The sequence below is a fragment of the Pontibacter toksunensis genome, assembly GCF_042686245.1.
Taxonomy (GTDB): Bacteria; Bacteroidota; Bacteroidia; order Cytophagales; family Hymenobacteraceae; genus Pontibacter; species Pontibacter toksunensis.
This window is the reverse complement of record NZ_JBHUOX010000020.1, coordinates 80,829-99,141: the sequence shown is the minus strand read 5'-3', so window position 1 is coordinate 99,141 and position 18,313 is coordinate 80,829. Positions and strand designations below refer to the sequence as shown.

The 18,313-nt window shown below is 45.6% G+C and carries 14 protein-coding genes and 1 pseudogene; 7 read left to right on the top strand and 8 right to left on the bottom strand.

The features are described from left to right. Positions 1 to 358: 358 nt before the first annotated feature. Positions 359 to 583 (bottom strand): hypothetical protein, encoded by a 225-nt coding sequence (locus tag ACFS7Z_RS21145; protein WP_377489120.1) that lies wholly within the window; start codon positions 581 to 583, stop codon positions 359 to 361. A gap of 357 nt (positions 584 to 940) precedes the next feature. Continuing rightward, a complete protein-coding gene (locus ACFS7Z_RS21140) occupies positions 941 to 3,733 on the bottom strand; it encodes a T9SS type A sorting domain-containing protein (protein ID WP_377489117.1) in 2,793 nt (930 codons plus the stop codon). A 1,232-nt stretch (positions 3,734 to 4,965) separates the two neighbouring features. Between ACFS7Z_RS21140 and ACFS7Z_RS21135 the strand changes: the two genes are divergently transcribed. The 3 genes from ACFS7Z_RS21135 to ACFS7Z_RS21125 all read left to right on the top strand — a co-directional run bounded on the left by ACFS7Z_RS21135 (position 4,966) and on the right by ACFS7Z_RS21125 (position 7,809). Then, positions 4,966 to 6,477: a sensor histidine kinase gene (locus ACFS7Z_RS21135; protein WP_377489114.1), complete on the top strand. Its 1,512-nt coding sequence runs from the start codon at positions 4,966 to 4,968 to the stop codon at positions 6,475 to 6,477. Positions 6,478 to 6,848: 371 nt separating this feature from the next. Next, entirely contained in the window at positions 6,849 to 7,346 is a 498-nt protein-coding gene (locus tag ACFS7Z_RS21130) for a DinB family protein (RefSeq protein WP_377489111.1), read from the top strand. A 91-nt stretch (positions 7,347 to 7,437) separates the two neighbouring features. Next, positions 7,438 to 7,809 (top strand): VOC family protein, encoded by a 372-nt coding sequence (locus tag ACFS7Z_RS21125; RefSeq protein ID WP_377489108.1) that lies wholly within the window; start codon positions 7,438 to 7,440, stop codon positions 7,807 to 7,809. A 203-nt stretch (positions 7,810 to 8,012) separates the two neighbouring features. Here ACFS7Z_RS21125 and ACFS7Z_RS21120 read toward each other — a convergent pair whose 3' ends face one another. Together ACFS7Z_RS21120 and tatA are read right to left on the bottom strand one after the other, a co-directional pair. Beyond that, a complete protein-coding gene (locus tag ACFS7Z_RS21120) occupies positions 8,013 to 8,288 on the bottom strand; it encodes a hypothetical protein (RefSeq protein WP_377489105.1) in 276 nt (91 codons plus the stop codon). A gap of 97 nt (positions 8,289 to 8,385) precedes the next feature. Further along, a complete protein-coding gene (gene tatA / locus ACFS7Z_RS21115; protein WP_377489102.1) occupies positions 8,386 to 8,646 on the bottom strand; it encodes a twin-arginine translocase TatA/TatE family subunit in 261 nt (86 codons plus the stop codon). Positions 8,647 to 9,236: 590 nt separating this feature from the next. Between tatA and ACFS7Z_RS21110 the strand changes: the two genes are divergently transcribed. From ACFS7Z_RS21110 to ACFS7Z_RS21095, 4 genes are all read left to right on the top strand, one after another. Then, positions 9,237 to 9,575 (top strand): IS110 family transposase, encoded by a 339-nt coding sequence (locus ACFS7Z_RS21110; RefSeq protein ID WP_377489099.1) that lies wholly within the window; start codon positions 9,237 to 9,239, stop codon positions 9,573 to 9,575. Further along, positions 9,547 to 10,215 (top strand): IS110 family transposase, encoded by a 669-nt coding sequence (locus ACFS7Z_RS21105; protein ID WP_377489096.1) that lies wholly within the window; start codon positions 9,547 to 9,549, stop codon positions 10,213 to 10,215. The genes ACFS7Z_RS21110 and ACFS7Z_RS21105 overlap by 29 nt, the downstream gene beginning before the upstream one ends. Before the next feature lie 246 nt (positions 10,216 to 10,461). Next, positions 10,462 to 11,280: a toxin-antitoxin system YwqK family antitoxin gene (locus ACFS7Z_RS21100; protein WP_377489093.1), complete on the top strand. Its 819-nt coding sequence runs from the start codon at positions 10,462 to 10,464 to the stop codon at positions 11,278 to 11,280. Positions 11,281 to 11,434: 154 nt separating this feature from the next. After that, on the top strand, positions 11,435 to 12,745 hold the full coding sequence (locus tag ACFS7Z_RS21095; protein WP_377489090.1) for a metal-dependent hydrolase family protein: 1,311 nt from the start codon (positions 11,435 to 11,437) through the stop codon (positions 12,743 to 12,745). A gap of 161 nt (positions 12,746 to 12,906) precedes the next feature. Here the strand turns inward: ACFS7Z_RS21095 and ACFS7Z_RS21090 are convergent. From ACFS7Z_RS21090 to ACFS7Z_RS21075, 4 genes and pseudogenes are all read right to left on the bottom strand, one after another. Continuing rightward, positions 12,907 to 14,031: pseudogene (locus ACFS7Z_RS21090) on the bottom strand (IS3 family transposase). Between the two features lie 652 nt (positions 14,032 to 14,683). Then, positions 14,684 to 15,787 carry a hypothetical protein gene (locus tag ACFS7Z_RS21085; protein WP_377489087.1) on the bottom strand — a complete coding sequence of 368 codons (1,104 nt, stop codon included), beginning with the start codon at positions 15,785 to 15,787 and terminating at the stop codon, positions 14,684 to 14,686. Between the two features lie 279 nt (positions 15,788 to 16,066). Beyond that, positions 16,067 to 16,948, bottom strand: coding sequence for a helix-turn-helix domain-containing protein (locus tag ACFS7Z_RS21080; protein WP_377489084.1), 882 nt, complete (start codon positions 16,946 to 16,948; stop codon positions 16,067 to 16,069). Positions 16,949 to 17,500: 552 nt separating this feature from the next. After that, positions 17,501 to 18,229 carry a hypothetical protein gene (locus ACFS7Z_RS21075; RefSeq protein WP_377489081.1) on the bottom strand — a complete coding sequence of 243 codons (729 nt, stop codon included), beginning with the start codon at positions 18,227 to 18,229 and terminating at the stop codon, positions 17,501 to 17,503. Positions 18,230 to 18,313: the final 84 nt, after the last annotated feature.

The window sequence follows — 18,313 nt, the reverse complement described above, 5'->3', positions numbered from 1 at the left end:
TTAATACCTTTGTCAGTTTCATGTCTGCACCCTCTGTTTTTAAGTTGAATCGGTTGGTTTTCAGTGACTCCAAGGGGACTTCCACAGGAGCCAGCCAAAAGTAATCAATTCTCCTAATATATAGATAATATAATTTATTTCTGCAGGAGGCAGTTTCGGAAAGAGTGGGGGAGTAGGCCTGAAACCCCAGGCACCGTGCGCTTGGTTTGAAGAGAGCAGCTGCTTGGAGCCTTACCTGGAACCGCCTGGCATTTCAGAGCTGGCGTAGGTGTAGGTACCGCTTTAGAGGAAACTGCCCTATTCTGACGGAACAGTGATGCTGCTTCCTTTCAGACCCCGGCCACAGTAGCCATCCGGTTCAGGAGCCTGTTGCCACCTTCTCCATGGTCATGTGCTGAGGCAGGTGCGTGGGGGTATTCTCCACATCACACCCTGAGACAATGCGCATAACAGGGGCATCGGGTTTCTGTACCCAGCCGTAGCCTCTGTCCGGCTCTTCACTGTTACTAAGAAACAGAACAAGGACACTGCACAGGGTACATACCAGTAAAAAGAGGCCAGTCAAAGTCAGAGCTACCGCCATAGTTGTCAGGATGAGTTTTAGTTATAATTAATATATGCTAATATACGAATATAAAAAAATATAGGTTACACCCTGGTGCCGGTCGTGCAGGGGCGGCAGAAAGAGAGGCCCGCGCTTCTGGAGTGGAAAGTAGTGTGCAGCGGGTTTGCAACTAAGTAGTAAGCCGCAAATAAGGGATATAGAAGGTGTAAGTGTGGCAGGAACGCTGTTTTGAGGCCCAGCAGTGAGCATCAGTCCGCTGGTTAAGTTATGGAAACACAGGAATACCTGTAAGCCTGCTTGCCTGCCCCTAAAAAAGGACAGGATGCCAGGAGCTCTGCTCCCGACACCCTGTTGCCTTATCTAAGCAGTCCTTATTTACTGCTTCTTAAGAAGCTTCACTGTCTTTGCCCCGGCACCGTTGACAAAGCGGACAAAGTACATTCCCTCCGGCAGGCTCCTGCCATCTACTTCTATTTTGTTCACCTCGCCTTGCCTGGCTGTGCCGGACTTCAGCTCCCGTATCAGGCTTCCCTTCATGTCATAGAGGTTTATAACATAGTTCCCGTCACGCTCTGAGGCAAACTCAACCGTTGCGTCATTGTAGAAGGGAACAGGGTAGGCAGTGAGCTGCTTGCTCTCCTGGCTGGCGCCCTGCAGCGACTGGGTAGACGACTGCGTTTCTATAAGGGTTGGAGCGGCGTCTCCGCAGACTTCTGCCTCTGTGACACAGTCGCCGAGCTGGGCAGTCACCCTGTAGCCAGAGCCGGCAGCCCTGCCTGTGAATACGACAGGGGCGGCTGAGCCTGGACTTGTTGCGTCCTCAACAGCGGTTATCTCAGCTCTGTTTCCCCCATCAGAAGAGTTCACGATAATATACGTAGTACCGATTTCGGGACTCAGCACTTCCACACTAAACGTTACTTCATCACAAGCTGGTGCATTGTATTTTACAGCTGGAGGACCAGGTTTGGGGCTCACCGTCACGTTGACATCATCATAGACAGAACCGCAGGACGGGGTAGTGTTGCTGGAGACAGTCAGGCGGAGAGTTACAGTGCCGACGCCAGTCACCTTTACTGTCGGAGTGAAGGTTGTTCCGTTGGTGATGTCAACAGTCAAACTATTCGGATTGCTGAAGACTGACCATACAGGTGTTCCGTTAGAACCGCTGCCGCCCGGCATGAAGGTATTGCCGCCGTCGATGAAGCATTGGGCAGCTGGGTCAGTGCCAGCGTTGACTGACGGGTTAGGATTCACCAAAAGGGAGAGGGGCGCACCGGCACTCTCACAGAGCGTGGCGCTGTTCCGCACGTAGATAGTGCCGCTGTAGGTGGCCGCTGCCAGGGAACCGGTTCCGTTGATGGTGATGGGGCTAGCGGGCAGTGAGGCAAACTCCGTCATGCTGGTCAGGCCAGCGGAGCTCCAGACGATTTTATACTGGTCCGCTCCATTGCCGACGCCACTGTATGTCAGGGAAGCACTCGTAGTTCCGGCACAGATAGCCCCGATGGCAGGATCGCTGATGGTCGGGTTTGGATTCACCGTCACATTGACCTCATCCTCGGCTGTGCCACAGGAAGGGGTGAACCCGCTGGTCACGGTCAGCAAAAGGGTGACGGTACCACTTCCACCGCTCACAGTCACTGTCGGGGTATAGGACGTTTCATTTGTGATGGCAACAGTCAGGTTGGAGGCGTTGGTTTTCACCGTCCAGAGAGCAGTGCCGTTGGAGCCGCTGCCGCTGAGCGAGAAGGTATTGCCTGCAGCAATCAGGCACTGGGCGGCGGGGTCAGCACCGGCGTTGGCTGTCGGGGCCGGGTTCACCGTCAGTGTCTGCGACTTCTCCGGGTTTCCGCAGGTAGCATTGGTGAGCTTGGCTCTGTATGCGCCGGCGTCACCTGCCACCAGGCTGTTGATGGTCAGCGTGCTGGTGCTGCCGGATACCACGATGTCGTACTTGGTGTTGTCATCAGCTAGTGGCGTGGTGCTCGTGCCTTTATACCACACCACGTTCCCCGCAGAGGCACCGTCTCCGCTAACAGTTGTACTGAAGACAGCACTTCCTCCAGGGCATGCCGTCACAGGGGAAAGGTCGGATATGGTTGCACCCGGAACCAGCTGGAAGTTGAGGATATCCAGGTCCTTTAGCTCAGCTGTGTAAGAGCTGGAGGAGCGGGTCTTGACGGTTACCGTTGCCAGCGGGTTGCACCTGTCCAGGTCCGCTAAATCCGGAATTGCACTGATGTTAATGCCGCCCTCCACAAACTGAAGCGCCATCACCGTGTTGGCGTAGGCACCCTCGCCCGTAAATGCTCTGTTGGGGGCCACCGGGTCTATGCTTCCCGTGTTGGTCGTTACATAGGCTCCGAGGCTTGATACGGGAAGTTCCGCTGACCAGGTTCCGGATGCAAGCCACTTGCGCACCCCGACTACCGGCCTGTTGCCGCCACCGGTGTAGTTGACCACCAGGAGAAAGTCATTTACCGTACGGCCGTTTATGATGTTATTGGCTGGATCATTGGCCTTGCCTACCAGTTGGCTTCCCACTATCTCGACACCGTTCTGGTTGTACTCAAAGTCCAGGTAGCTGTTACCGTTTGTGGACCGTGTCTCCGCCCCGAAGAAAAGCCAGGTGGCACCACTCACGTCCCTTGAGTGAAGGTAGGTGTTGGTGATATCGTTCTTCTGGGGGCCGCTTCCTCCCAACTGAATAGTGTATGGTTTTTGCCCTGGGGCAATGTTGTCGCCGTTTTTGTTTGAGTTGCCGGAGAAGGAAGCCACCTCCGCCACGGCGCTCTGGTTGCCCCAGTTGCCGTCTACCTGCCAGAGACTCCTCAAGTCAGCGGTTGTTCCCGGAATGGAGACACCCCCTTCCTGCTTTAGCACTGCGTTTCCCGTGCCCGTAAGCCCTTTAGACCAGTCATCGCCGAATGATGCCCGATTAGAGTAGTTAGAGGTATTCCACCAGGCAGGGATAAAGCCCGATTGGAAATCAGAGTCCACCTCGAAATTAGCGACGGTGCCCCCCTTGCCTGGGTCCTGCGCAGAGGCGGCAGTTCCCATCAGCAAAAAAACGGCCAGCGCCACCATGGCCTGTTGCCATAGCCCCTGCAGCTGCTTAAAATGAACGCGTCTTACCTGGCTTTCAGAATTGTTTAAGTCTCTCATGTTTAAAGTGCTTTTAAATTTTGGTTGGTTTGGTTGGTCAGAAATCAATAGGCAAAGCAGGGCCTGACCCATGATTCTAAGCATCATGGGCTGAAGCTGCAGGGCGCTATGCAGGGGTGCCTTTAAAACAGAATTTGAAGCTGTTTTTGCTTTAGGGACTGGAATGGGCCTGGCCGCAGGAGGCGGTGCCAGAGCAGAGAGAAGTGTTGGTTGTGCATCTGGGGTATAGTTATTCCATGAACACTTATTTTGTTAAGTGGCAAGCGCTGCAGGCATTTCCTTTTGCCTGTATTTTAATTGTAAAAAGCCTGTATCAGCAGGCAGTGGAAGTCGGTTGGCTTTTAGGGTTGTGGTAAAGCCGAACCAGAAATTATGTGTTTGCTAAAGCCTAGACAATTGTTGCAAGGCAAACTTATGCTACCTGCTAACAACCAGACAGTTAAGCTTGTAACGGTATACTATTAAGAATATAAAAAGTATGAATAAATTCACAATAAATAGGATAACATCAGTTATAGAGGGTAAAGTGGTACTTTTGACCTGTAAAAGAAAAACATAAATATTTATGTGTATTAGTAAACACGTGCATACAGACTTCATGCTAACCTGTTGTGTGGGAGTAGCCAAAATAAGGAACCTCCAGAATCTGCCCCTACAGGTGCAAATGCTAATGGTTTGGTTGGAATCTTATAAACAAAAGAAACATTGCTTATGCTGCGAGTAGTAAAAGACAAGGAGGAGCTGTCGTCTCCCTTGATAAGGTGATTCATTGCTCAGGAATCAACCCATTCCATGACAAAGCAATTGAAGTGCTGTCCCGAAAAAAGGGGGAATAATGAGGTAAAGGCAGCGTGTGCACTAATTTTTCTCTTCTCTCTGCTGCCATGTCTGCCTATGAACCCTGTAGAGGAAACAAGCCATTGTCCAGCAAGCCAAACAACGTCAAGCACTATTCCTGGGCGCCAGAGTAGCTTTAACAGCAGTATATGTGAGTTCATGGCCTTTTAAACGAGCAGTTAACTCAGAAGACTACCTTTGTCAATCATGCACATAAATTAAGATGCCTCTTTAATAAGATAGAATCCTGTAGAGGGGGATGATGGGATGCTTTGATAATGCAGTATATTGCAAGGTCAAATCGGTCATGGCTTTGCCATTCTGGTGGTTATTCTCTCTTTGCTTTATAGCCGCTGACAGAACAGTCCTTTATATCTCGCTAATAAATTGATGAAGTGAAAGCTTTAAAAAACAAGTCTGGAAGTTTCATCTATGGAGCCTATGTGTTTGGCATTGTACTGCTGCTGGGCATAGGCTACCTTTTTTACCGGACAATAAAGAAGAGTGAAGACAACTTACGTTGGGTATTGCATACCCATGAGGTTCTGAATGAGGGGGAAAGGCTGCTCTCCGATACAAAGGAAGCACACATTGCCCAACGCGGTTATCTGCTGACAGCAGACACGGTATACCTGGCCATGCATGCCGACTCCAAGGATAAAGTACTTGTTCATCTCTCTAACCTAAAAAGCCTGACGGCTGACCAACCCATTCAGCAGAAACGGCTGCAAGAGCTAACTGCTCTGGTCAGTGAGACATTTGCCTTTTGGAGCGAAACTATTGCGCTTAATCAAGCGGGTGAACATGAGAAGGCCATTGCACTGGTAAGGACAGGGGTAGGACGTGATTTGGCTACTATAAGAATCGGCAGGCTGATGAGTGAGTTTGAACAGTTAGAGCAGCTGCTGCTTAGCAAGCGCCGGGCAGATTACATCAGCAGCAGAAGCTATGGAAGGCTTCTGGAGGTTGGTGGCGGTGTTCTGGCTATCCTTCTTCTTTCCTTCGCGTTTGTTTTGCTTCGCAGGCTCCTGGAAAGGGAGAGGCAATTATCAGCCACTCTTGAAGAAAGGGTAGAACGGCGAACTGAGGAACTAAGTAAAAGCCTGCAGGACCTAACTGCCGCAAATGAGTCTGTACAGCGTACAAATGAGAGACTGGCGGCGGCAAACCAGCAGCTCTCACACATCAACTCCGACCTCGACAACTTCATCTATACCGCTTCACATGACTTGAGGGCTCCGATTTCGAACATAGAGAGGCTGGTGGAGGAGCTGCTGCTGGAGCTTCCTGAAGAAAGCCTTCACGAGAGTGGGGTGAAGAGCATTGCGGCCATGATGCAGGGTGCGGTAGAGCGCTTCAAAAGAACTATCGCTAGCCTGACGGAGATTTCAAAGCTGCAGAAGGATAATGGCGAGGAGAGCACACAGGTGAATCTGGCGGAGATTGTGGAGGAAGTCAGGCTGGACATGGAGCAAATTATAAAGAAATCGGGTGTCCGGGTAGAGACTGATTTTGAAGGCTGTTCTGTTGTTTCCTTCTCAGAGAAGAACGTGCGCAGCATTGTCTATAATTTACTTTCAAATGCTGTCAAGTTCCGTCATCCCGACCGGCATGCGCTGGTGCAGGTGAGTTGTCGTGAAGAGGCAGAGTCTGTCGTGCTTTCCGTGCGGGACAACGGCCTGGGCTTAACTCCGGCACAGCATGGGAAGCTGTTTACCATGTTCAAGCGCTTTCATGACCATGTGGAGGGCTCAGGTGTGGGGCTGTACATGGTGAAGCGGATAGTAGACAGTGCCGGCGGAAGAATAGATGTTAAAAGTGAGGAGGGAGAAGGCACTGTGTTCCACATCTACTTCAGAAAGAATACCCATGCAGCAGAATTAAATAGTGTGGTCATAGAAGGATAGCCCCACCACCGGTTGCTTCAATTCACCCTGACTACAGGCAGTTGGCAGATGGTCTACATTCCATGTCTTTCTATCTCAGAAAATATGGGAATTTTTGAGACAAATTGGATGGATAGCGTCATCTTGGAAGCGGGGCGAGTCCATCTGCACAAGCTGGTATTTACACAATGCAAGCAGAAATTTCAGCGGTTTACTGAAAGACTTATAGATTATCGCAATTTCCTGGTGGCATTATGCCCTACACCCTAGTGCATAATGCCTTTTGCTTAATTGACAAAGGTTAATAATAACAATAATTTAAACTAATATAATTGGCAATATAGCTAATTTAATTAGCTATATTGCTTCGTCTAAACCAACAGAATAAACCTATGAAAATCATTGAAAAGCTTCTGAGGGAAATCGAGGAAGAAGGGCTGAAAACCCACAAAATGCTAGCCATTGTTCCAGACGATAAATATGATTGGCAACCTCACCCCAAAAGCATGCCTGTTAGAGAACTCGCACTGCACATTGCCGATTTGCCCACCTGGATAACCCTGGCTGTTACAACCGATGAACTCGACTTTGCTGCCAGCCCTTATGATCCAGGTAATGCAAATGGCATAGAGGAGCTCTTAACGCTGTTCGAGAAGAACCTGGCGAAGGCGAAAGCAGATATGAGGCAGGCAACAGAGGAGCAACTGGAAGAACCCTGGACGTTGCGTAGCGGTGCTGCTGTGTACATGACCCTGTCGAAGTATGAAACTATTCGCCATGCGCTGGCACAAACGATCCATCATAGGGCACAGCTTGGCTTGTACCTGCGTCTTCTGAACATTCCTATTCCAGGTAGCTACGGGCCAAGTGCCGACGAGCAAGGTTTATAGGCAGCAGAACAGGAGCATCCAATTTGAGGCAGCTCCTGTTCTGCTGTCCTCATTCCCTAAAAAAGGAAATTTGAACAAGAGAAAAGACACTATGAAATTAGGGGCATTTTCGATAAGTCTTGGTGTCAAAGACATCAACGCTTCTAAAGCATTTTATGAGGCCCTTGGCTTCACAGCCTTTGCAGGTGACATCAAACAAAATTACCTCATTATGAAAAATGAGAATGCTATCATTGGGTTATTCCAAGGTATGTTTGAAGGTAACATGCTTACTTTTAATCCGGGATGGGACGAAAACGCCGAAAACATTGATGAGTTTGATGATGTTAGACAAATTCAGAAACAGCTAAAGAGCAAAGGAGTTACGTTAATAACCGAAGCCGATGCGCAAACTTCTGGACCAGCAAGTGTTATAGTACATGACCCGGATGGAAATGTAATTTATGTTGACCAGCATCGCTAAATGATTTGAAACTAGATTTCAACCTTCCGCGACAACGGAGAACAGAATCGGCAGCTGATAACACGGGCTTTGCTTCAGCGAGCTCAAGTGTAAATCCAGCGTTTTGTGCTTCTAGTAACCTTGAGTGATAAACTGAATATCTGCGCTCCAAAACCCGCCCGAACACAAAGCCCGTGTTAACAGCTCTCAGGTTCACCAAAACCTCATGAATTCTGCTGCAGCCATGCCTCGTAATCACTCCTGGAAAGGTGCTGTCGCATGTACTCTTTCAGCCCCTGTACGTTTTCCTCTGCAACGAAGCGACGGAAATTCACCACACCCTTGGAGGCTTCGAAACCCTCTTTCGTGAAGTAGTTTCGCATCGGCTCATTGAGTTTGTTCAGCCATTCTTCAAAATGGCTTAGCTCCGGTTCTGGCCCTGCCTGCCTGTAATAATCAGCGGCTACCTGGGCTATGCGCAGGTATTGATTCTCTTTCATCTCTAATGTTCATGGCATGCTGGCAAGTCACGGCTCTTGGCGCATGCCGAAGATGGTTACCTAGTATCGTTCCGTTAGTTTGGCTAAAAGAGGGTTTTTACACCATGGCCTCTTTCTGTGCTTCATCCTTGGTGGCAGGTAACCTCCCCGCTTCCCCCTTCACATCTTTCCCTGGTTTCTCTATCTCGCTCTTGATTTCATTGGTGGCGTCCTTGAACTCGCGGATGCCGCGGCCCAGGCCCTTTGCCAGCTCCGGAATGCGCTTGGCACCGAAGAGCAGCAGGATGACAGCCAGGATGAGGATGACCTCTGTGCCTCCCAGGCCACCGATAAAAGCAAGCGTGTTGGTGATTTCCATGTCGTTGTATTTAGATAGTAATGCACTACAAACGGGAAAAGGGAAGTAAAGGATATCCCGCCGGCCTCTTTAGCGAAACGGGAATGAAACGGGCTGCTTTTTAGCCTCCTTCCAACGTAGCTGGATTTCTTTTTCTCTAATTATACATGAGTTCAAACTCACTGTTTAAATGCCTACACCCCATTTTATGGTGCTGCTCTCAAATGTTTAGCTGCACAGGTATGCATCACTGATTTTATACGTTTTTGGCTGCGCCTAAGCAGAATACAATGGCCAACGGACAGCAAATTGTCATCCTACTTAGTCCTTTCAGTACCTAATTCTATTTCCTCAGTAAGTGCTTCTGCTTATCATAATAGGTCCTATGTTTGCTTTTAATGATTACCTAGTATAAAGAGAGCAGAAAGGAAGGAGTAAGATTAAATAATAGTTATGGCCCATACAGCCCGTATAACATGAGAATCCCCTTCCTTATCTATTGTTACTTTGCAGAGTTCCATTAAGCCCTTTGAGCTTGTATCAGGATCGATAATGCTGCCATAGTCTCCTCTTCAAGCTTACCTAGTTTACACTTGCTAATTCTTAAGGTTATGGTCTCACAAGCAGAACAAAAAGTAGCAGGCATCGATGTAAGTAAGGAGACGCTGGCCGTATGCCATCTGGTTGACGGGAAGGCACAGCACTTGGAGACAGATAACAACAAGGCTGGCTTTAAGCTGCTGGTCAAGCGCTGCGGGGCAGGCAGTCTATATGTGATGGAAGCAACCGGTGCTTATTACATGCACCTGGCTTATTGCCTACACGGACAAGGAGCAACGATTGCCGTCATCAATCCAGTATCATCAAGCGCTTCATCCAAATGCACCTGGGTAAAGGCAAGAGCGACAAGAAAGATGCCCAGTGGATACGGCGCTATGTCAGCAAAATGAGCTAAAACGCTGGCAGCCAGAAGAAGCCCTGTTGGTAGAATGCCGGCAATTGGAGCAGGTAGCAGAGCAACTCATCAAGCAAAAAACCATGACCATGAACGCCCTGAAAGCACTCGAACTACAACCAGTCAAAAGCCAATTGGCTACAAAAAGCTTAAAGCAGACATTGAAGATGCTCGAGAGGCAGATTCAGCAAATGGAAGATAAACTCCAGGATAATCTGGGCAACCTCTTCCAGAAAGAAATACAGCTGCTATGTTCTATTACAGGAATTGGTAAAAAGACTGCTGGCATGCTGTTGCTCTTTGCTGGTGGTTTCAAGGACATGTCCAGTTACCGACAGCTCATTGCCAAAGCTGGCTTATGCCCTCGGGAATACAGTTCCGGCTCGAGCATCCGCGGCAAAGTTAGGATCACCAAGATGGGCGGAGGCTTGATCAGGAGCAAACTGTTTATGTGCAGCTTCTCGGCTAAGAAGTCCAATGCTGCCTGCAAAGCATTATATGAGCGACTGGTGGCAAAAGGCAAGAACGGCAAGCGGGCTTTGATTGCAGTCTGTAACAAGTTGCTTAAACAAGCTTTTGCCATTGTAAAATCTTCTATTCCCTACCACCCTAATTTTGCTGAAATTCCTGCTTGAATATTTGACTTTCAACAGAGTTCATGTTATGACGCACACCCGCTCCAGAGCCCGGAATTGAAGGGTTCGGTTTTGGTACTCTAGCGGGGTGCGGGAATTGGCTGAGGGTGGTTCATGTTATCGGAACTATATAGTATATTCGGCAGTCCGGTTCCGGTTATCGGTCGATTTTGACAGATAAGCCGAATAGGCTTCCGTTTATCCGGTAGTTGGCACATATTTAAACAATGAACGAGCAAAATCAATATGTATAGAGCAGGGGCTTATTTCGCTTTATTTGTAGTCCTGTTAGTATGCATAAGTTGTAGTGGTGAAGGCGACAAACTGGTGAAATTTCATCCTGATGGAAGCAAGATGCTGGAGGTTGGGGTAAAGAATGGTAAGCCAGAAGGAAGACAAATTAATTATTTTCCAAATGGGAAGGTGAGCGGAATTTCATACTACAAAAATGGAAAGTTAAATGGTGAAGCAATAGGTTATTACGAAAATGGAAAAATAGAGACAAGTATTAATTATGTTGATGGGCTGATGGATGGCCTTACAAGATATTATTATGAGAATGGGACAATAGAGCAGGAAGCTGCATTCACTAAGGATCACTTTCAAGGCTGGGTCAAGTTTTACAACAAGAATGGCCAGTTATCAGCTAAACATGAATACTTTAGTCAGGACGGCAAAGAATGGCTTAACCAACGCATACACTATGACGAATATGGCAAAATTATGAAAGATAGCAGTAACTATATTACCCTAACAAGCATTTATGACACCATACAACTTAATGAGAAGTACCAATTATCAGTAAAACTTGAAACACCTATGAGTGGAGGTAGTAAGATGGAGGTGCATTTCGAGGGATTTGATAATGATTATAAACTTATCCAAGGCTTTGTGCCCGAAACTGTTAAAGCAGCAGCCTTCGTAGCTAAAATTGCCATCGAGCCTGAGAAGAAGGGGGAAAATATAATTAGAGGACGCGTGGTGAATTATAAATTAGAAGGTGATTCTACTTGGGAAAAGTTAGAAAAGCATATCTACTTCACGAAGAAGTATTATGTGGAGTAGAAGTGAGATTTCTTCTAAGGGAGGTGCTGCATAAATCAGAATCCGAGCTGTCACTAAAAGAAAAACAAGTGCCAACACAGCACATGAGCAAAGCTGCGGCTACGCCTTGCTCACCACATGTACCAGCCCGTTAACAACTATTTAAAACAAAATAATGAAAGAACAAATAAAATATTTATTGGTACTAGGTTTATTTTTTTTATTCTCGACTCTAACAGTTGCACAATCCATTGAAAAATGTGAAATCACTTTTATTAAAGCAGGTAAGTTATTTGATTCCGAAAATGGAAAAATCCTTACAAATTATATCATCAAAATAGAAGATAATAAAATAAAAGAAGTTGGAAAAGACATCTTAATTCCCAAAAATGGGAAAGTAATAGACTTGTCAGCTTATACTGTTCTCCCAGGGTTGATAGATGGCCATACTCATTTAATGACTCTTGACAACCTAAAGGACGAATATCCTATGGCGGAAAAGGTGTTATTCGAAGGCGATGCCTTAAGAGTGCTAAGGGGTGCTAAACGAGCTAAAACATGGTTGGAAGCCGGTTTTACCACAGTGAGGGACCTAGGAGATTCAGGGCCATTTCTTGATGTTGCCTTAAAGAATGCTATCAATGAAGGTACCACTGTTGGCCCTAGAATGTTTGTCTCTGGACCGATTATCATTTCTGAAGGTGGGCAAGTTCCGGGGTTAATTAAAAGTCAAAGAGAAGTAGTTGAAGATGAGTATACCATAGTTAAGAATGTAGATGATGCTATTAATGCTGTAAGGATTCACGTAAACTATGGCGCAGATATAATCAAGATTGCTGCTAATAATTCACCCAACAATACGAGCCTTACTATTGATGAAATGAAAGCAATCGTAAAAATGGCACATCGTTATGACAAAAAGGTTACTGCTCATGCAACAAATGACCTAGCGGTTTGGGAGGCTGTAACTGCGGGAGTTGATGGTATTGAACATGGTTATCAAATTTCAGATACTACATTAACTCTTATGGCAAAAAAAGGTGTAGCTCTAGTCCCTACTGACATCTCAAAACCTCTTTTTAATAAGATATATGATATTGTAGATTATAAAGGAGATAAGGCTGCAGCAATGAAATGGTCTAAAGATAGATACCAAGATAGGTTGCAAAGAGCCATTAAAGCTGGAGTAACTATATTGACAGGATCAGATAACTATCTCGATTTTGAAATGCCTCAAGGAGAAGCAGCAAAGAACATCCTTATTGCTTACGAAGAAGAAGGAATGAAGCCACTCGATATTCTTAAATCCTCAACATATTTATCAGCAAAATTTATGGCTAAAGAAAATGAACTTGGAACAATAAAAGAGGGAGCATTTGCAGATATAATTGCTGTTAAAGGAGACGTTGAAAATGATTTCTCGAATACGATATTCAATATCGTCTTTGTAATGAAGAATGGTGAGATTTATGTTAAAAAAGAATAAACAGTTGCTAACACGGTATATAAAAAATAGCGGGTTAAGTGCTAAATCAAAAGTATAATCATAAAACAAATGTCATTGATAATCCGAATAGCAAGTGACCTCCCCCCAATTTTAAGACAGCGCTAAAGTAGAGAGTTCGGGCTTCTGACCTCCTCCCAATTTTAAGACAACGCTAAAGTAGAGATTTCGGACTTCCTTACATTCTTTTGTATCCATTCCTGCGGGGGCATATCCTGCAGGGAACTATGAGGTCGGAAGCAATTATATTCCTGCCTCCAAGCTTCGATCTTCTCCCTAGCATCCTTCAGCGACAGGAACCAGTTTACGTTCAGGCACTCATCCCGGAAGCTGCCGTTGAAGGACTCGATAAAGGCGTTATCCGTCGGTTTGCCGGGCCTGGAGAAGTCCAGTGTTACCTGGATATCATAAGCCCACCTATCTAAAGCTTTGGAGATAAACTCACTCCCGTTATCCACTTTGATACGCTCAGGCACTCTTCCATGTTCCTGTTTTAACCGCTCCATCACCGCTACCACCTGTTCGCCTTTTATGGACTGATCTACCTCAATGGCCAGGCATTGACGACTAAAGTTATCCACTACAGTTAAGCCACGGAATTTGCGGTGAGTCGAAGAGCTGATCAGCCACAAAATCCATGCTCCAGCAAGCATGTAAGTTAGTGGCAGGAAGTTGCTCCAACCGGTGGGCTGCCGCTCGGCAGCGCCGGGGCCGCAGACTTCTCAGGTTCAGCCCTTCCAGCTTATAGAGCCTATGGATGCGCTTGTGGTTGTCCGGCCAGCCTTCCCGACGCAGCAGCGTGTAGATCCGCCACATACCATAGCGCACCCTGGTCTGTGCGATCTGGCGCATGCGTGCCCGAAGCATCAAGTCCTTTTCTTTCCCTTTTGTCTTGTAATACCAGCCCGAGCGATGGAACATCACCACACGGCAGGCCCGGTGGATGGAAACGCGGTAATCTGTCAGCAGTGTCATGGCCAGCACCTTGAGTTGGGCTGGCCTTAAAACTTTTTTTTCAGTACATCCTGCAGCATTTGTTTGTCCAGGCTCAGGTCTGCCACCAGCTGCTTTAGGTGCCTGTTTTCCTCCTCCAGTTGCCGCAGTTTCCTGAGCTCTGACACTCCTAAACCGCCGTATTTTTTCTTCCAGTTGTAGAAGGTGGCCTCTGATATGCCCATCTTCCGGCACACTTCTGCGACAGAAACACCCGTCTCTGATTGCTTGATGGCGAAGATGATCTGCGCCTCGGTGAACTTTGATTTCTTCATGGCAATTCGCTTTTAGTTCTATACGATTATTGCCCGTTTTCTCTACTTTACAACAGTCCGGTTTCTCGGGGGGAGGTCAAATCCGTCGCCGGTTACGTCTTAATCTCTCAATCTTACTTAATCTATTGGCTCTTCTAAATTTTTTAAGATCCTTATTCTTTTTAATTATTTTCCACACATTTAGTTGAATTTAAAACAAATGTAAAAAATAATTCCCGCTAATAGGGTGCAGCCTTAGCCCTTGCTACGCTATAGACTTCGACGGCATAAGCTATCAAGGAAGCAATCATGTCTCCATATTTTCCTGCTCGTGACGCTGTTGCTGCTTGATATCTGGCGGCTTAAAATATGGATTCTGACTTTCCCAGCTCTTAAATAGTCACTCCCGTTTATCATAACTGGGCTTATGAGTTAAGCGGGGTGCGGCCTGTTGGATGGAAAAACCGCAATGCCTTCTTAGCGACAGGCATAAAAACAGAAAGGGGCACTTTACGTGTCCCTTTCCTTAAAACTATTCCAAAAATGACTTTGGATTTAGCTTCTGCTTGTATATACGCTTGCCCCACAGTAAAGTTGCCGCCCAATAGAGGGGCTTTCCAATGGCTCCATAACGACTGTTATGTTCAGCTAAGACCACCTACTGTACCACTGCTTAAATTGGAATCTTCACAGATCTGTTTTCTCCAGTAAGCCTCACAAAAGGTTGACCGGATTTTGTGACAATCGTTCCTGGACATGTTGAGGCACTTGTTTGAATAGCTATCTCTACTTTACCCACGTCCCAATTGTCATAAGAATCAAAAACATTTCGCGGAGCGCCGTCATGCTCTAAGGTAAATGAAACGAGTTCATCTAGCCGTGTATTAGGAGGCAAAGGGATGGTTGTTGTATCAAACTGTCCTGGATTTAATCCCCTTCCTTCATTAAGGCTTACTCTTGGAAGAGTTCTGCCACGGGTTAGTTCAATGGTACCGTATTCAACAGAGCCCTGCCTTATATCATCTGGGTTACGCCCTGGAGTTGAACTGGCTACAGTAATTGTAACTTGTAGAGCTGAAATAATGGTACTGTCTGATATTTGGCTACGGATCCATGAAGTATTTGACCCTGTACCTCCTGTTCTTATTAACCTATCTCCCTCTACTCGGAAGCTTAAGCTACCTGAGTTCAAACTGCTGGATCCTCCGTATGGCACATCAGCCCATGAGCCAGTTACATTACTCCCAGCTAAAGTTCCAACGAAAACATTGGCAAATGACGTTGGTGTGCCTGGGGGAGAGCAGGCTTCTCCAAACCAGACAACCTCTGAGCCAACTTGTCTAACATAATAAGCCCCCCCACTGTTGCCAAGCCAGACTCCTGTTAGCCCTTCTCCTGTAAAACCAGATAGCTTGATACCGACCCGTGGTGGAACCGCTCCTATTTTTTGCCATCGTGCTCCTCCAAATCCAGCCCCAGAGTCTAGACTCTTCCTGATTTCATTGTTCTCAATCTGTAATTCTAATTGAGAGTTAGGACGAGTCGGAGAGCTAGCTCCTGTTGCACTTCCTTTTGGAACATCCCACCAGCGACCATTCTCAACGTTAAAATTCCCATCGCCGAACACATTGAGTTCACCAAACATTACGTTAGAGAAAGCTCCGCTGGAGTGCTCGCCAAACCAAAAGATTTGACCTCCTCTTGCATTTCCTACAAAGCGGGCGTAATAAAAGCCACCATCATTGCAAGAATAAATTCCAGTGATTTGATTAGGCATGCCTTTGTGTTTAAAATTTTAATTATACCTTTTCCTAAGCCATATGCAGTTATAGCTGCGTCATAATCAACAGGTGTACATATAGAATGAATAGCTGATTCTTACTTTGTAAGGAGTCAAAGTACTATCTGTCGATTCCCTAAAATTTCTTCTATAGGATATTTCTCAATGGCATTTCACATACTCCTCCTTTCTATAAATGAACTGTTATCAAACCCAATTAAATGGTGATTTCAAATTCACAAATAAATCAGACTAAGTATTGGAAAAATGCGACAGCTAAAAAACATACAACTTCCCAGCCGTTTCGAGCGTCTCAGACATTGAACCCAAGACAAAATGGTCATTGTCTTTCTTAAATTCATATAAAAATTTTTCCTGCTGTTCAAAGAACTGGCCAGGACTCAAGCCGAATACTTTTCGGAAATGATTTATGAAATGAGGCTGATCATAATAGCCTGCTTCTGAGACAACATCTAAAACATGTTTGTTTGAAAGGGCAAGCTGCTTAAAGGCATAGTTAAACTGCATTATCTTACAGTAGGCCTTTGGTGAGATGCCCACTGCCTCTAAAAATTTCCTCTCCAAGCTCCTTGTGCTAATTCTTGATGAAGCTGCCAGTTCTTTTATAGAAACATTGCCCCGGGACATATTAATTAAGTTGGTAGCCTCGGCGATAGTCGCATTCTCTTTCCATTCCCTTGCTGTTATCCTTTCGCAGAGGAACCCTTCAACAAGAGAAAGCTGCTTGGCGGGATCAGGCTCATTAACCACCTGCTGGTAAAGTACAGATGCTTTATTAGACCAGATATCCTCTAACGATAATACTTGCCCTGTCATCTCATGCTGGGGAACCCCAAAAAACTGGTGGATGGCATAGGGAGTCAACTCAAATCCGATGATGTTAACCTCGCCTCCTTGAACCCAATGGTGCGCTATTTCAAATTGCTGGCCTGAAATAAACACACCGCCACTTTCAGACCTCTCTGTGGAGCTGGGCCCTCGGGTTACATATTTGCCGCTCCCCCAGAATATTGAAAGGAACACATTACCGGTTGGAACAGCGGTCATAGATGACAGCCCGTTGGGAGTAACCGTAAACCGATGAATCTGCTTGACATATGGTTTTAATAGCAGATGCTGAGGTTGGTATATCTGCATAGTGTATAAAGGATTGGTAAGCACGGAAGCCTGAAAGCTTGATAAATAGTCACAATCATGCTGCTTTAAGGCAGACAGCAGGAAGCAGAATTGTGCAACAGCCACGCGGAACTTATGAGGAGCCTTTGTAATCAAAAGCCTTCAATGCTTTTTAATGTAGAGTAGTCATTTTAGGAGGGCATATGTTAAATCCTCTCGCTACCTTATTTCAAATTGAGTACCTGAAATGTTTACTTCTCTTAGAATTCGCCTTATATAAGGCTTAACCTCCTTATGATTGATTTGATATGAAATGAATCTTGGTCCACTTCATGCAAATTTTATAATATAATTTATGATATAACTTAGACATAAAAAAGGAAGGTTTTAGAGCATAAGTAACAAAGGAACATTGGCATGTAGTCATTCTCTATATAGGTTGAGAGATCTGCTTAGGAGGATTTGAAATATTTCAGGACAGGTCAGACAATCAGTCGTCCCGAGAAACCGCGAATAAATGATACGAAAAGCGAGGCTAAAATTATTCGTAGGCAATGCACTGTTAGCTACGAATTACAATTGTTTAATCAAATCGTTTGCAAGCTTTTTAGTCTTTGTTCTGTTAGGAGGCACATTGTTCTCTATGGCAACAATTATTGGTTTGTTCTCTAATAATAACGATTTAGAAAACGAAGGTAATACTGCAAATGAATTATAAACACCGTCATCACAATTTGGAGAACTATCACTGTTAGAAATACACTCTTTAGTTCTACTCAGTAGTTCACTTAATATCAGCCTATCATTTGTCCAATTGGTAATAATTTCATTTGCTGCAATAAGCCTAATTTGTTTTTGGTCGGAAAAAAGATTACTAATTAGGTCAGTCCTTTTATTTGCGAGTGCGTCAATAGCAACTAATCTGGTCTGCTTATCGCCTGTTCTTGAGAGCACTTCTACTATTTTCTTTCCGGGAGTAGGTGCTGCATACAAAATGGCCTCAATTGCTATATTTCTTGTGGCTGTATCCTTGCTTACCAAATGTTGCATAAAATCTTTAATGAGTTCTGATTGGCCTACATTAGAGTTTACTAAAGCAATTTGAAACTGATTCTCATCATTTAGTCTTTGAGCCTCCAATTGACTCTTGCTATTCTCATTTGTATAGTACCAACCAACACCTGCAATTGCTATTGGTATAAGTACTCCACTCAACGATTGTATTTTGTCCCAAATGTCTTTGTGTTTATTGTCAAGCTTTTTCTCGATTTTTTCGAATCTATCCTTAATCTCTTCTTCCATGTGATTAAAGTTAAACAGCTAGCTATTGTGTAGTAGGGATTACTTGCTTCTAATATCTGCACTATAAATGAAGTTAGGTAGCCA